The organism is Enterobacter sp. C4G1 (assembly GCF_052886895.1).
Window position 1 is genome coordinate 183,208 of sequence record NZ_JBQVVV010000002.1, and the last position, 14,545, is coordinate 197,752.

The window sequence follows — 14,545 nt, forward strand, 5'->3', positions numbered from 1 at the left end:
CGATAGTACGCGTTTGGCGAATCCGGAGCGCATTTCCCCTCCATAAAGAAGGGGTAAATGCCTTAACTTCTGGAGAGGTAATCCACAATTTTTTGCGTATCGATAAGGGAACACAACCGCGTACCCTGGTTGATGGTTGCCGCGCTACCCGCCGCCACACCGTAACGTGTCATCTCAAGTAGCGAGGCCCCTTGAGCGAGTTTGAGCACCATTGCTCCCACCATGCTGTCGCCAGCACCCACGGTGCTTTGGCTTTTCATTGGCGGCGGGACGACCTGCACAAAACCGGAACCATCAACGGCTAATGCTCCTTGTGGGCCAAGAGACACGACCACGCGTAGGGCTTTGCCGCTGCGAACCAGTTCTTGCGCCGCGGTACGAACATCGTCAGGCTGGGTGAGCTCGCGATTGACCAGCGCACTTAACTCTTTCTGGTTGGGTTTGACCAGCTCAAGTTGCCCTGGCGCTAAAGCGGCCTGAAGCGCCTCACCTGAGCTATCAACAATACAGCGGATCCCCCGCAACTGCGCTGCCCGAATCAGTTGCGTCAGCCTTTCTGTTTTGACGCCAGGCGGCAGACTGCCGCTAATGACCAGCAATGCGCCACCCTCAATAGCCAGGACTTTTTCCTCGAGCTGGCGAAACTCATCTTCGCTGAGCTTCGCGCCAGGCATAACAAAACGGTACTGTTCGCCGCTGGACGTCACGTGAACGTGCAGGTTCTGTCGTGTCCAGTCCTGGGCGTTGACGGTTGAAACCGCGACCTTTTCGTCTGCCAGCAGTGCGACCAGATGCTCCCCGGTAGCGCCGCCCGCGGGGAATATTGCCGTTGCCTTTCCACCGAGGTGCGTAATGGCACGCGCCACGTTGATCCCGCCACCGCCTGGTTCAAACACAGGGGCGCTACAGCGCAGTTTACCTTCCGGGTAAATCTGCGGCGTCAGGGTGGCGGAGTCGAGGGAAGGGGAGAGCGTCAGTGTATAAATAGAAACCATCATTACCTCCTTTTAGTATGGGTATCAGTAATCCTGGCACCAATTCACCAGAAGGCAAAGTAATTAACATCATGATTTTCAATATGAATAATGAGAAAAGTAACCAAATTGTTTTATAAAATAAAACTCGTTTTGGGATCGTTCTTATTCAAAAAATGAAATAAGAAAACGTTGCTATGTTATTTGAGCCTTTTTATAATTTATTACCTTTCTCTGGACGCCTTGTCATTGATCCTCAAGAAAGTTTCCGGGACCGAGATGGTCTCTTTTTTTGTTGTACGGACTCCTTAATAAAATGAAGCTTTTGAAGACAGTACCCGCTGCACTGATGCTGGCGGGTGGCGTGTTTGCGTCAATGAATGCGACCGCCGATGATACCGTTTTTACTGTCATGGACGATCCCACCACGGCGCAAAAGCCCTTTGAAGGTAACCTGAACGCCGGATATTTGGCGCAATCCGGTAACACGAAAAGTTCTTCGCTGACGGCGGACAGCACGCTGACCTGGTACGGCAGCAACACGGCCTGGTCCTTGTGGGGTAACGCCAGCAACACCTCCGCTAACGACGAACGCTCTTCCGAAAAATACGCAGTAGGTGGACGTAGCCGTTACAATATGACCGATTTCGACTACCTGTTTGGCCAGGCAAGCTGGTTAACCGACCGTTACAACGGCTATCGCCAGCGTGATATATTCACCGCAGGTTATGGTCGCCAGTTCCTGAACGGGCCTGTTCACAGCTTCCGTTTTGAATTCGGTCCAGGCGTACGTTATGACGAGTACACTGACGGCGATACCAAAACCCAACCGTTAGGCTATGCGTCTGGTACTTATGCCTGGCAGATGACCGACAACACCAAATTTACTCAGGGTGTTTCTGTATTCGGTGCCGATGATACAACGCTAAACTCCGAAACGGCGCTGAATGTCGCAATCAATGAACACTTTGGTTTAAAAGTGGCTTACAACGTGACCTGGAACTCTTCGCCTCCAGATACTGCACCGGATCATACCGACCGCAGAACCACGATTTCTCTGGGCTACAAAATGTAATTTCCACGGGCCGAAATATTATCGGCCCGTTTTTTTTATTTTTGTGAACTGTGCTATTTTATATTGAACAGTGTTTTAAAATATTTATTCGGCTGATATCTCCATAATTTCTCCATAATGACTCTCTTCGTATTACATTCATTTTATTTGACACGAATTGATAAATAAATCGACTAGGCAAAAGTGTGATCCAGATCTACACTAGTAAGACAGGCAAAATTCCGCCTTAAGTCGTTTTGAATTAATTCAGTAAGAGAACAATGATTATGAAAAAAATCAAAACTGCCGCAGCAGCAATGGTGCTTTCTGCACTTTCTTTTGGCGTATTCGCTGCTGATGAAGTTACTCCACCTGCCAGTAACATCAATACCCAGGTCGGCATTGCTAAAGCTTCTGACGTTGAGGCTGGCTCTAACATTGCCCCAGGCTCACAATCTACTGGTCAATCAATGAATGATGCATTTGATGTGCATAAACTGGTTGCAGGTGAGTGGTCCTGATACGTTCCTTGTCGCGTTGTTATTGAAAGTAAACCAATAACTCAACCCGTCAAAAACCGGATTGTGTTGTACCGGTTTTTTGCGGTTCAGAATGATGTAAAGATAATTAAAGTTTATTCATTACCTGTATTTCGTATTCGCAAAAAAACCTTCACCGAAATGTATTATTCGGTAAAGGTATTTCGCTTATCCAATTCCATGACGTTCGTTTTAGCCCCAGATCATTGCCGCCCAGCGCAACAGTAACATCGCACCGCAGATAGCAATTAACACCAGCACCATTTTCCAGTGTTTCACGGCAAATCGTTTTGTTGGCATAACCTAATCCTTGTCTGTTGATAATGCCAGTGTACCAAAGAGAGCGGTGAAATGCGCATTATCCGGGGGATGAGGTTATGCCACATCATACTGGTACGGTTCAGAACCAGTGGAATCTTTCGGCGAGAATCAACAATAAACCGGTGGCTGAAAGTATATTCAATATAACTACGGTTCTACTGGATACGTTCATGTTGTGCCCCTTAAGGTTTAAGGACCTGTTCAAGAATAGCTCAGCACGACTGTAATGCGAGCGCCAGGAAGCGACCCCGTGCAAACTCATGCGAAAGTACCAGGTACTTCTGTCTGCCACAGAAGGTGCATTCTTCCTTTTGTTAGTGTTAACATTGCAAGGCCTGCCGTAAATCCGCATTTGTCTGATTTCGTCAGGTGCATGATAACGAACCAATTTGACGATTGTTGGTCAGATGGTTTTGTAATCTACTGTTAAATAACGATTATTTTCTTTGTATATGCTCTTATGTGTGGGGCATCACTGCAAATAAGGATATAAAATGCCTGTAATTACTCTTCCTGATGGCAGCCAACGCCAATACGACCACGCTGTAAGCCCAATGGATGTGGCCCTGGACATCGGTCCTGGACTCGCGAAAGCGACCATTGCTGGCCGTGTAAATGGTGAGCTGGTTGATGCGTCTGATCTGATTGAACACGATGCGAAACTGTCAATCATCACTGCGAAAGACGAAGAAGGTCTGGAGATCATTCGTCACTCCTGTGCGCACCTGTTAGGTCATGCGATCAAGCAACTTTGGCCAAACACCAAAATGGCGATTGGCCCGGTTATCGACAACGGCTTCTACTATGACGTTGACCTTGACCACACCCTGACCCAGGAAGATATCGACGCGCTCGAAAAACGTATGCACGAGCTCGCTGAATCCAACTATGACGTCATTAAGAAGAAAGTCAGCTGGCACGAAGCGCGTGAAACCTTCGTGAAACGCGGCGAGAACTATAAAGTCACTATTCTTGATGAAAACATCTCTCATGATGACAAGCCTGGCTTGTACCATCACGAAGAATACATCGACATGTGCCGTGGGCCGCACGTGCCGAACATGCGTTTCTGTCATCACTTCAAACTGATGAAGACAGCAGGCGCTTACTGGCGTGGCGACAGCAACAACAAGATGTTGCAGCGCATTTATGGTACCGCATGGGCAGATAAAAAAGCCCTGAGCGCCTACCTGCAGCGCCTGGAAGAAGCCGCAAAACGAGACCATCGTAAAATCGGTAAGCAGCTTGACCTGTATCACATGCAGGAAGAAGCGCCGGGTATGGTGTTCTGGCATAACGATGGCTGGACTATCTTCCGTGAACTGGAAACTTTTGTGCGTTCCAAGCTGAAAGAATACCAGTACCAGGAAGTGAAAGGCCCGTTCATGATGGACCGTGTGCTGTGGGAAAAAACCGGCCACTGGGACAACTACAAAGATGCGATGTTCACCACCTCGTCTGAGAACCGTGAATACTGCATTAAGCCAATGAACTGTCCGGGTCACGTTCAGATCTTTAACCAGGGTCTGAAATCCTACCGCGATCTGCCGCTGCGTATGGCGGAATTCGGTAGCTGCCACCGTAACGAGCCATCAGGTGCTCTGCACGGTCTGATGCGTGTTCGTGGTTTTACTCAGGATGATGCGCATATCTTCTGTACGGAAGATCAGGTACGTGACGAAGTTAACGCCTGTATTCGTATGGTCTACGATATGTATAGCACCTTTGGCTTCGAGAAAATCGTCGTCAAACTCTCTACGCGTCCGGAAAAACGTATCGGTAGCGATGAGACATGGGATCGTGCAGAAGCGGACCTGGCCGTGGCGCTGGAAGAGAACGGTATTCCGTTCGAATATCAGCTGGGCGAAGGTGCCTTCTACGGCCCGAAAATTGAATTTACCCTGTATGACTGCCTCGATCGCGCATGGCAGTGCGGTACTGTACAGCTGGACTTCTCCCTGCCGCAGCGTTTAAGCGCCTCTTATGTTGGCGAAGACAACGAGCGTCAGGTACCGGTCATGATTCACCGTGCAATCCTCGGTTCTCTGGAGCGCTTCATCGGCATCCTTACCGAAGAGTTTGCTGGCTTCTTCCCAACCTGGCTTGCGCCAGTGCAGGTCGTAGTGATGAATATTACCGATTCTCAGGCTGATTACGTTAAAGAATTGACGCAGAAACTACAAAATGCGGGCATTCGCGTAAAAGCAGACTTGAGAAATGAGAAGATTGGCTTTAAAATCCGCGAGCACACTTTACGTCGTGTCCCGTATATGTTGGTCTGTGGTGATAAAGAGGTGGAAGCAGGCAAAGTTGCCGTTCGCACCCGCCGTGGTAAAGACCTGGGGAGCCTGGACGTAAGTGAAGTGATTGAGAAGCTGCAACAAGAGATTCGCAGCCGCAGTCTTCAACAACTGGAGGAATAAGGTATTAAAGGCGGAAAACGAGTTCAAACGGCACGTCCGAATCGTATCAATGGCGAGATTCGCGCCCAGGAAGTTCGCTTAACAGATCTGGAAGGTGAGCCACTGGGGATTGTGAGTCTGAGAGAAGCGATCGAAAAAGCTGAAGAAGCTGGAGTAGATTTAGTTGAAATCAGCCCTAACGCCGAACCGCCAGTTTGTCGTATTATGGACTACGGCAAGTTCCTTTATGAAAAGAGTAAGTCTTCTAAGGAACAGAAGAAAAAGCAAAAAGTTATCCAGGTTAAGGAAATTAAATTCCGTCCTGGTACCGACGATGGCGATTATCAGGTAAAACTCCGCAGCCTGATTCGCTTTCTGGAAGATGGCGATAAGGCCAAAATCACACTGCGTTTCCGCGGTCGTGAGATGGCCCACCAACAGATTGGTATGGAAGTGCTTAACCGCGTCCGTGACGATCTGAGTGAACTGGCAGTAGTCGAATCCTTCCCTACGAAGATCGAAGGCCGCCAGATGATCATGGTGCTCGCTCCTAAGAAGAAACAGTAAGGCCTTCAAGCAGCAAAATCTGTGGAGCCTTCGGGCCTCATAGGTTTTGCTCGCCTATGTTTCGTTTATTTAACAATGCGAAGTGGAAGTTATTAAGATGCCAAAAATTAAGACCGTACGCGGTGCTGCTAAGCGCTTCAAAAAAACCGGTGGTGGTGGATTTAAGCGTAAGCACGCAAACCTGCGTCATATTCTGACCAAAAAATCTACTAAACGTAAACGTCACCTGCGTCCAAAAGGCCTCGTGTCTAAAGGCGATCTGGGTCTGGTTATCGCGTGCCTGCCGTACGCATAAGCCGTTAACGTTTAATTTTTTTTTACTAAGAATATAGATACAGGAGAGCTCACATGGCTCGCGTAAAACGTGGTGTAATTGCTCGTGCACGTCACAAAAAAATTCTGAAACAAGCTAAAGGCTACTACGGTGCGCGTTCACGCGTATACCGCGTTGCCTTCCAGGCTGTTATCAAGGCTGGTCAGTATGCTTACCGTGACCGTCGTCAACGTAAGCGTCAGTTCCGTCAACTGTGGATTGCACGTATCAACGCAGCAGCACGTCAGAACGGTATTTCTTACAGCAAATTCATCAACGGCCTGAAAAAAGCCTCTGTTGAAATCGACCGTAAGATCCTGGCTGACATCGCAGTATTTGACAAAGTAGCGTTCACCGCTCTGGTCGAAAAAGCGAAAGCAGCACTGGCGTAAGCCAGTTGAGAGAGGGGGCTTTGCTCCCTCTTTTGTTTTAACCTTATCAGAACATTGACTTTTACCCGTCCAGGCTTTTCAATAAGGTCTTAACGGCTCTAAACCTATAAGGTAACGCAAGTATGAATGCTGCTATTTTCCGCTTCTTCTTTTACTTTAGCACCTGATATCAGGAGGCTAGCGCGTGAAAGATGAAACGAAAAACAGCGCCGAATAAGCCTCCTGATGGAGGCTTTTTTTGTGTCTAAATTCGAGAGATTAAGTCCACCAAATCGGTGTCTGCACCGACATAATGAGGAAAACCATGTCACATCTCGCAGAGCTGGTTGCCAGTGCAACGGCCGCCATTAACCAGGCCTCAGATGTTGCCGCGTTAGACAACGTCCGCGTCGAATATCTGGGTAAGAAAGGGCACCTGACCCTTCAAATGACTACCCTGCGTGAGTTGCCAGCAGAAGAGCGTCCGGCAGCGGGTGCGGTGATTAACGAAGCTAAAGAGCAGGTACAGCAGGCGCTGAATGCGCGTAAATCCGCGCTGGAAAATGCGGCACTGAACGCGCGTCTGGCTGAAGAAACCATCGATGTTTCTCTGCCTGGACGTCGTATTGAGAACGGCGGTCTGCACCCGGTTACCCGTACTATTGACCGTATTGAAAGTTTCTTCGGTGAGCTCGGCTTTACCGTGGCGACTGGCCCGGAAATCGAAGATGACTATCACAACTTCGATGCCCTGAACATTCCTGGCCATCATCCGGCACGTGCTGACCACGACACTTTCTGGTTCGATGCTACGCGTCTGTTACGTACCCAGACTTCTGGCGTACAGATCCGTACCATGAAAGATCAAGAGCCGCCAATTCGCATCATCGCGCCAGGCCGTGTTTATCGTAACGATTACGACCAGACGCACACCCCAATGTTCCACCAGATGGAAGGCCTGATCGTTGATAAAAACATCAGCTTTACCAACCTGAAAGGGACGCTGCACGACTTCCTGAATAACTTCTTTGAAGAAGATTTGCAGGTACGTTTTCGTCCGTCCTACTTCCCGTTCACCGAACCTTCTGCGGAAGTTGACGTGATGGGTAAAAACGGCAAATGGCTGGAAGTGCTGGGCTGCGGTATGGTGCACCCAAATGTTCTGCGTAATGTCGGCATTGATCCTGAAGTCTACTCTGGCTTTGCCTTCGGTATGGGCATGGAGCGTCTGACCATGCTGCGCTATGGCGTAACCGATTTGCGCGCATTTTTCGAAAACGATCTGCGTTTCCTCAAACAGTTTAAATAAGGGCAGGACAGAATAATGAAATTCAGTGAACTGTGGTTACGCGAATGGGTGAACACCTCTCTCGATAGCGAAGCGCTTTCCAACCAAATCACCATGGCAGGCCTGGAAGTTGACGGCGTTGAGCCTGTGTCAGGTGCCTTTAACGGTGTGGTTGTGGGGGAAGTGGTCGAATGTGGTCAGCATCCTAATGCAGACAAACTGCGCGTAACAAAAGTGAACGTGGGTGGCGAGCGCCTGCTGGATATCGTCTGTGGCGCGCCAAACTGCCGTCAGGGGCTGAAAGTTGCTGTGGCAACTGTTGGTGCGGTACTGCCTGGTGATTTCAAAATCAAAGCCGCAAAACTGCGCGGTGAGCCGTCAGAAGGGATGCTTTGTTCTTTCTCTGAGCTGGGTATTTCCGACGATCACAACGGCATTATTGAGCTGCCGCTGGATGCGCCAATCGGTACTGATATTCGCGAATACCTGAAACTCGATGACAACACCATCGAAATCAGCGTAACTCCGAACCGTGCAGATTGCCTGGGTATTATCGGCGTAGCGCGCGATGTTGCTGTGCTGAATCAGACCGAACTGAATGCGCCAGAAATTGCCCCGGTTGCTGCCACCATCACCGACACTCTGCCGATTCAGGTTGAAGCCGCCGATGCGTGCCCGCGTTATCTGGGTCGTGTCGTGAAAGGCATTAATGTTAAAGCGCCAACCCCACTGTGGATGAAAGAGAAGCTGCGTCGTTGCGGCATTCGCTCCATTGATGCGGTTGTAGACGTAACTAACTACGTTCTGCTGGAGCTGGGCCAGCCAATGCACGCGTTCGATAAAGATCGTATCGAAGGCGGTATCGTTGTGCGTATGGCGAAAGAGGGCGAAACCCTGGTTCTGCTGGACGGCAGCGAAGCAAAACTGAACGCTGACACCCTGGTGATTGCGGATCATGGTAAAGCGCTGGCGATGGGCGGCATCTTCGGTGGCGAACATTCCGGTGTGAATGACGAAACGCAGAACGTGCTGCTGGAATGCGCCTTCTTCAGCCCGCTGTCTATCACGGGCCGTGCGCGTCGCCATGGCCTGCATACCGACGCCTCTCACCGTTATGAGCGTGGTGTTGATCCGGCACTGCAATACAAGGCAATGGAGCGTGCAACGCGCCTGCTGATCGATATCTGTGGCGGAGATGCTGGCCCGGTTATTGATGTCACAAACGAAGCCACTCTGCCGAAACGCGCAACCATCACCCTGCGCCGCAGTAAGCTGGATCGTCTGATTGGCCACCATGTGGAAGATGCGCAGGTTAGCGACATTCTTAAGCGTCTGGGCTGCGACGTCACCGAAGGTCAGGACGAGTGGAAAGCGGTTGCGCCATCATGGCGTTTCGATATGGAAATCGAAGAAGACCTGGTGGAAGAAGTGGCGCGTGTTTACGGCTATAACAACATCCCAGACGCGCCGGTACAGGCAGGTCTGGTGATGGGCTCTCACCGTGAAGCCGACCTGTCCCTGAAGCGTGTGAAAACCATGCTCAACGACAAAGGTTACCAGGAAGTGATCACCTATAGCTTCGTTGATCCGAAGGTACAGCAGTGGATCCACCCGGCTCAGGAAGCGCTCATCCTGCCAAGCCCAATTTCAAGCGAAATGTCAGCGATGCGTCTGTCCTTGTGGACGGGTCTGCTCGGGACTATCGTTTATAACCAGAATCGTCAGCAAAACCGTGTGCGCATTTTCGAAAGTGGATTGCGCTTTGTACCAGATAATCAGGCAAATTTAGGCATCCGTCAGGATCTCATGCTGGCTGGTGCCATTAGCGGCAACCGCTATGAAGAACACTGGGACCTGGCAAAAGGGACGGTTGATTTCTACGATATGAAGGGCGATCTGGAAGCGATTCTCGATCTAACCGGTAAATTATCTGAAATTGAATTCCGTGCGGAATCCATCCCGGCCCTGCATCCAGGCCAGAGTGCTGCCATTTATTTAGATGGCAAACGCGTTGGTTTCATTGGTGTTGTTCACCCTGAGCTGGAGCGCAAACTGGATCTGAATGGTCGTACCATCGTGTTCGAGTTGGAGTGGAACCCGGTTGCAGACCGCGTCATTCCTCAGGCGCAGGATATTTCACGCTTCCCGGCGAACCGCCGTGATATCGCGGTTGTGGTCGCTGAAAACGTTCCCGCAGCAGATATTTTGGTCGAATGTAAGAAAGTTGGCGTAAATCAGGTAGTTGGCGTAAACTTATTTGACGTGTACCGCGGCAAGGGCGTAGCAGAAGGTTTCAAGAGCCTCGCTATCAGCCTTATCCTTCAGGATACCAGCCGTACACTCGAAGAAGAGGAGATTGCCGCTACCGTCGCCAAATGTGTAGAGGCATTAAAAGAGCGATTCCAGGCATCATTGAGGGATTGAACCTATGGCGCTTACAAAAGCTGAAATGTCAGAATATCTGTTTGATAAGCTTGGGCTTAGCAAACGGGATGCCAAAGAGTTGGTAGAGTTGTTTTTCGAAGAGATCCGTCGCGCTCTGGAAAACGGCGAGCAGGTAAAACTCTCCGGTTTTGGCAATTTTGATTTGCGAGACAAAAACCAACGTCCGGGCCGCAACCCGAAGACGGGGGAAGATATTCCCATTACAGCTCGCCGCGTGGTGACCTTCAGACCCGGCCAGAAGTTAAAAAGCCGTGTCGAAAACGCAACGCCCAAAGCAGAGTAATATGAACTAACTAAAAAGGCCGCATTCGCGGCCTTTTTTCTTTGCTCTCCTGTAAACCCACCGTAAAATCAATTACATCTCATCCTGATAAAATCATGTCTATGCCTGACTTCGCTCATTGCCAGCGCCAATCCGACCTGCGCCGCTTGCTTGTTCTTGTGCTGCTGCTCTTTGTTGCCGCAGCCGTCAGCCTGTGTGCGGGCGACCGGTGGCTGGGGCCGGAAAGCTGGTTTGGCGCAGACGGGCAGCTATTTGTCTGGCAAATCCGTCTGCCGCGTACCCTGGCGGTGATCCTCGTTGGTGCGGCGCTGGCGCTCTGTGGCACCATGATGCAGGCTCTGTTTGAAAACCCGCTGGCGGAGCCGGGCCTGCTGGGGGTATCGAATGGGGCTGGTGTTGGGCTAATTGCGGCGGTCATGCTGGGGGGCGGCGAGCTTTCTGCCTGGAGCGTTAGCCTGAGCGCCATTGTTGGGGCGCTAATCATTACCGTGATCCTCCTGCGCTTCGCAAGACGTCATCTATCGACCAGCCGTCTGCTGCTGGCAGGGGTTGCGTTGGGGATCATTTGCAGCGCGCTGATGACCTGGGCGGTCTACTTTTCCACCTCATTTGATTTACGCCAGCTAATGTACTGGATCATGGGCGGGTTTGGCGGTGTTGACTGGCGTCAGGGATGGCTGATGGTATTGCTTATCCCGGTGATAATCTGGGCGTGCTGCCAGGCGCAACCACTGAACATCCTTGCTCTCGGCGAAACCTCTGCCCGTCAGCTCGGCATGTCGATGAACTTATGGCGCAATGTGCTGGTCATTGCCATTGGCTGGATGGTAGGGGTGAGCGTGGCGCTGGCCGGCGCGATTGGTTTTATTGGCCTTGTCATCCCGCACATGCTACGACTTTGTGGAGTCACGGACCATCGCACGTTACTCCCAAGCGCGGCCATAGCCGGTGCGACAACGCTGCTGGTGGCTGACATTATCGCCAGGCTTGCACTGACTGCCGCTGAATTGCCAATTGGCGTGGTAACCGCCACGCTAGGCGCGCCAGTATTTATCTGGCTACTATTAAAAGCTGGACGTTAAACCTACCCAACCACGGGATAAACTGAGGGGATGCTATGCAGTACGATATTCTGAATACCGAAGTGACCACCATTGACGGCGAAAAGACAACGCTTGAGGGCTACAAGGGCAACGTTTTGCTGCTGGTTAATGTGGCCTCTAAATGTGGCCTGACGCCGCAGTACGAGCAGCTTGAAGCGCTGCAAAAAAACTGGGAGAACGAAGGCTTTACCGTGCTTGGGTTCCCTTGCAATCAGTTTTTGGGCCAGGAGCCGGGCAGCGAAGAAGAGATCAAAACGTTTTGCAGTACCACCTATGGTGTGACCTTCCCGCTGTTCAGCAAGATTGATGTCAATGGCGAGCACCGTCATCCTCTGTATGAAAAACTGGTTTCTGCTGCACCGACCGCTGTTGCCCCGCAGGGCAGTGGTTTCTACGAGCGTATGGCCAGTAAAGGACGTGCGCCGCTCTACCCGGACGATATCCTGTGGAACTTTGAAAAATTCCTGATAGGCCGTGATGGAGAGGTTGTACAGCGTTTCTCACCGGATATGACGCCGGAAGATGCCGTGGTGACTGATGCGATTAAAAAGGCGCTGGCTCACTAATGACCTTGCTGATGCAGCTTACGGATGTGGCTGAAAAAGGACGCCTTGAGCCGATGAGCGCTGCAATCAATGCAGGAGAGATCCTGCATATTGTGGGGCCGAATGGCGCAGGAAAGAGCACGTTGCTGGCGCGCATCGCGGGGCTGACCAGCGGACAAGGCGAGATAACTCTGTTGGGGCACTCTCTTGCCCAATGGTCACCTGTGTCGCTGGCACACCGGCGGGGTTATTTAGTGCAACAGCAAGTCCCGCCGTTTGCGATGCCGGTCTGGCACTATCTTACGCTGCATCTGCATGATAAAAGCCACACAGCGCTTCTCGAAGAGGTGGCGGCGGCATTGGGCTTAGAGGACAAACTGTCGCGAAATGCCAGCCAGCTTTCTGGGGGCGAGTGGCAACGTGTGCGTCTGGCGGCCGTTATTCTTCAAATCCATCCAGCAGGCAATCCTCATGGATGTTTGCTGTTGCTGGACGAGCCAATGAGCGGCCTGGATGTCGCTCAACAGGCTGCGCTCGACAACATCCTGAGCTCACTCTCCCGTGCGGGTGTCGCTGTGATCATGAGCAGCCACGACCTGAACCATACGCTACGCCATGCCCACCGGGTATGGCTGCTGGCTCGGGGGAAAATGATTGCCAGCGGCGCGCGGGATAGCGTACTGACGCCTCCTCATCTGGCCACCGCCTATAACATGCATTTCCGCAGGCTGGATATCGAAGGGCATAAGATGCTGATTTCTACGGCTCAGGAGTAACCGTTTCTTGCGCGGTTGCACAATTGCACGCTAAATTACGAAAAGAACAATAAAAGCAGAGGATTCGTCTGAAATGCGATTCTGGTTTCTCCTTGCAGCGGCGTTATTTCTTGCGGGATGCAGTAGCCATCGAGCACCGCCACCAAATGCGCGATTGTCTGATTCCATTACGGTCATTGCCAGCCTTAACGATCAGCTGAGCAACTGGCGCGGTACGCCGTATCGTTACGGTGGGATGAGCCGTGGCGGTGTGGATTGCTCGGGTTTTGTGCTCATGACGTTTCGCGATAAGTTTGATTTGCAGCTACCGCGTGAAACGCGTAAACAGGCTGAAATCGGCACTGAAATTGATAAGGATGATTTACTGCCTGGCGACCTGGTATTTTTCAAAACAGGCTCGGGTGAAAGCGGCCTTCATGTTGGCATTTATGATACGGATAACCAGTTCATTCATGCCTCAACCAGTCGCGGGGTGATGCGTTCATCTCTCGATAATGTTTACTGGCGCAAAAACTTCTGGCAAGCCAGGCGTATTTAGCAACGTTGAACATGTCAGTTTCCTGGCGTGCACTGGCTTAAAAAACGCGCCTGAGTTTCAGATGTATGTTGATTAAAGTTAAATTTGCGCCGAATTAATTATGTCTGTATGTGTCTGTTTTATCTAAAACTGGCTATTAATGAGTAACCAGGATAAGATTATTTTAGATTCAGGGATAAATCTGAAAATTAATACGGAACTAATGAAATTAATCTTATTAAAATCAATACAGTGGAATTGTGTCAGCAATTGCTCCAGGATGTCCTCTATCATCTTTAAAGCGGGGCGAGCGCAATGATTATCACGCTAGATAATGCTTACCAGTCTGAGTTTTTACTTTGCCCTGCACGTAATAGTGCCGGGGAACTTAAAGCTTTAGAAATTATGGTTAACTTTGTTGGCGTGGATACAAACGTACGAATCCCCACTGAACTTGTTATCCCACATCTTTCACCTACGGAAGAGCTCGCGCTGTTTCAGGAAAAACTGCAACTGCTCGAGACATGCAAACTGTTCTTTATTCAGCATCAACTTATTGCATGGATTAATATTACACCTGCAATTGTTGAGTTTTTATTAACAAATGAAAACGCTGTTTCAATAATCGAACGTTTCCCATTTCTGGAGTTTACCGTTAATGAGAATTATCCGGGTCTAAATAACGGGAAGGACGATCTGGAGATGGCAAGGATGGCGATCCGTTATCCGCTAGCGCTGGCCAATTTTGGTGCCGGGGCCGCTTCGCTGAAGCCTGTTTATGACGGTTTGTTTAAACGTGTGATCATCGACAGAAGCTTTATTCAACAGCGCGTAACCGAGCTGTCATTCGAGCCATTTATGCGTGCAATCCTCTGGCAAATAACACCACACTGCAAGTCGGTGATTGTGGCAGGTATCGACGACCACGGAACATTGCAGCGCGTGATGCCATTTGAGTTCGGCGCAATGCAGGGCGCACTCTGGCCTGCAGTCACGGCGGAACAAGTCACCCAGCTTGTTCAGTGATAACCCTTGTTTTCGCCCGTG

At 50.5% G+C, this 14,545-nt stretch carries 18 protein-coding genes and 1 other annotated feature; of the genes, 15 read left to right on the plus strand and 3 right to left on the minus strand.

The window, feature by feature from the left end:
- Positions 1–62: 62 nt before the first annotated feature.
- Positions 63–995: a 6-phosphofructokinase II gene (gene pfkB, locus ACT9TW_RS14695; RefSeq protein WP_446493839.1), complete on the minus strand. Its 933-nt coding sequence runs from the start codon at positions 993–995 to the stop codon at positions 63–65.
- Positions 996–1,290: 295 nt separating this feature from the next.
- Here pfkB and ACT9TW_RS14700 point away from each other — a divergent pair, with 295 nt between their 5' ends.
- Both ACT9TW_RS14700 and ACT9TW_RS14705 read left to right on the plus strand, forming a co-directional pair.
- Complete coding sequence (locus ACT9TW_RS14700; protein ID WP_182060650.1) at positions 1,291–2,049, plus strand: DUF481 domain-containing protein; 759 nt, start codon at positions 1,291–1,293, stop codon at positions 2,047–2,049.
- A gap of 266 nt (positions 2,050–2,315) precedes the next feature.
- Positions 2,316–2,549 (plus strand): hypothetical protein, encoded by a 234-nt coding sequence (locus tag ACT9TW_RS14705; RefSeq protein WP_446492838.1) that lies wholly within the window; start codon positions 2,316–2,318, stop codon positions 2,547–2,549.
- A gap of 210 nt (positions 2,550–2,759) precedes the next feature.
- Here ACT9TW_RS14705 and yniD read toward each other — a convergent pair whose 3' ends face one another.
- On the minus strand, positions 2,760–2,867 hold the full coding sequence (gene yniD / locus ACT9TW_RS14710; protein WP_008500658.1) for a small membrane protein YniD: 108 nt from the start codon (positions 2,865–2,867) through the stop codon (positions 2,760–2,762).
- 100 nt (positions 2,868–2,967) lie between these two features.
- A complete protein-coding gene (gene yncL / locus ACT9TW_RS14715) occupies positions 2,968–3,240 on the minus strand; it encodes a stress response membrane protein YncL (protein WP_446492839.1) in 273 nt (90 codons plus the stop codon).
- 142 nt (positions 3,241–3,382) lie between these two features.
- Here yncL and thrS point away from each other — a divergent pair, with 142 nt between their 5' ends.
- From thrS to ACT9TW_RS14780, 13 genes are all read left to right on the plus strand, one after another.
- Positions 3,383–5,311: a threonine--tRNA ligase gene (gene thrS, locus ACT9TW_RS14720; RefSeq protein ID WP_315688380.1), complete on the plus strand. Its 1,929-nt coding sequence runs from the start codon at positions 3,383–3,385 to the stop codon at positions 5,309–5,311.
- Between the two features lie 3 nt (positions 5,312–5,314).
- Positions 5,315–5,857: a translation initiation factor IF-3 gene (infC, locus tag ACT9TW_RS14725; RefSeq protein ID WP_014069901.1), complete on the plus strand. Its 543-nt coding sequence runs from the start codon at positions 5,315–5,317 to the stop codon at positions 5,855–5,857.
- A 97-nt stretch (positions 5,858–5,954) separates the two neighbouring features.
- A complete protein-coding gene (gene rpmI / locus ACT9TW_RS14730) occupies positions 5,955–6,152 on the plus strand; it encodes a 50S ribosomal protein L35 (protein WP_003030583.1) in 198 nt (65 codons plus the stop codon).
- A 53-nt stretch (positions 6,153–6,205) separates the two neighbouring features.
- Positions 6,206–6,562, plus strand: coding sequence for a 50S ribosomal protein L20 (gene rplT / locus ACT9TW_RS14735; RefSeq protein ID WP_000124850.1), 357 nt, complete (start codon positions 6,206–6,208; stop codon positions 6,560–6,562).
- 117 nt (positions 6,563–6,679) lie between these two features.
- Positions 6,680–6,804 (plus strand) — a sequence feature (Phe leader region).
- The gene (gene pheM, locus ACT9TW_RS14740; RefSeq protein ID WP_001386830.1) at positions 6,685–6,729 is read left to right on the plus strand and encodes a pheST operon leader peptide PheM; all 45 of its coding nucleotides are present in this window, start codon (positions 6,685–6,687) and stop codon (positions 6,727–6,729) included. (Overlaps the previous feature by 45 nt.)
- Positions 6,805–6,866: 62 nt before the next feature.
- The gene (gene pheS / locus ACT9TW_RS14745) at positions 6,867–7,850 is read left to right on the plus strand and encodes a phenylalanine--tRNA ligase subunit alpha (RefSeq protein ID WP_014069902.1); all 984 of its coding nucleotides are present in this window, start codon (positions 6,867–6,869) and stop codon (positions 7,848–7,850) included.
- A gap of 15 nt (positions 7,851–7,865) precedes the next feature.
- Positions 7,866–10,253 (plus strand): phenylalanine--tRNA ligase subunit beta, encoded by a 2,388-nt coding sequence (pheT, locus tag ACT9TW_RS14750; protein ID WP_446492840.1) that lies wholly within the window; start codon positions 7,866–7,868, stop codon positions 10,251–10,253.
- Between the two features lie 4 nt (positions 10,254–10,257).
- On the plus strand, positions 10,258–10,557 hold the full coding sequence (gene ihfA, locus ACT9TW_RS14755) for an integration host factor subunit alpha (protein WP_003857805.1): 300 nt from the start codon (positions 10,258–10,260) through the stop codon (positions 10,555–10,557).
- 101 nt (positions 10,558–10,658) lie between these two features.
- On the plus strand, positions 10,659–11,639 hold the full coding sequence (gene btuC, locus ACT9TW_RS14760; RefSeq protein ID WP_446493840.1) for a vitamin B12 ABC transporter permease BtuC: 981 nt from the start codon (positions 10,659–10,661) through the stop codon (positions 11,637–11,639).
- A gap of 35 nt (positions 11,640–11,674) precedes the next feature.
- Positions 11,675–12,226 (plus strand): glutathione peroxidase, encoded by a 552-nt coding sequence (locus tag ACT9TW_RS14765; protein WP_446492841.1) that lies wholly within the window; start codon positions 11,675–11,677, stop codon positions 12,224–12,226.
- Positions 12,226–12,981, plus strand: a complete 756-nt coding sequence (gene btuD, locus ACT9TW_RS14770) for a vitamin B12 ABC transporter ATP-binding protein BtuD (protein ID WP_446492842.1) — start codon at positions 12,226–12,228, stop codon at positions 12,979–12,981. The genes ACT9TW_RS14765 and btuD overlap by 1 nt, the downstream gene beginning before the upstream one ends.
- Positions 12,982–13,054: 73 nt before the next feature.
- The gene (locus ACT9TW_RS14775) at positions 13,055–13,519 is read left to right on the plus strand and encodes a C40 family peptidase (RefSeq protein ID WP_014069907.1); all 465 of its coding nucleotides are present in this window, start codon (positions 13,055–13,057) and stop codon (positions 13,517–13,519) included.
- A 294-nt stretch (positions 13,520–13,813) separates the two neighbouring features.
- A complete protein-coding gene (locus tag ACT9TW_RS14780) occupies positions 13,814–14,524 on the plus strand; it encodes an EAL domain-containing protein (protein ID WP_446492843.1) in 711 nt (236 codons plus the stop codon).
- Positions 14,525–14,545: the final 21 nt, after the last annotated feature.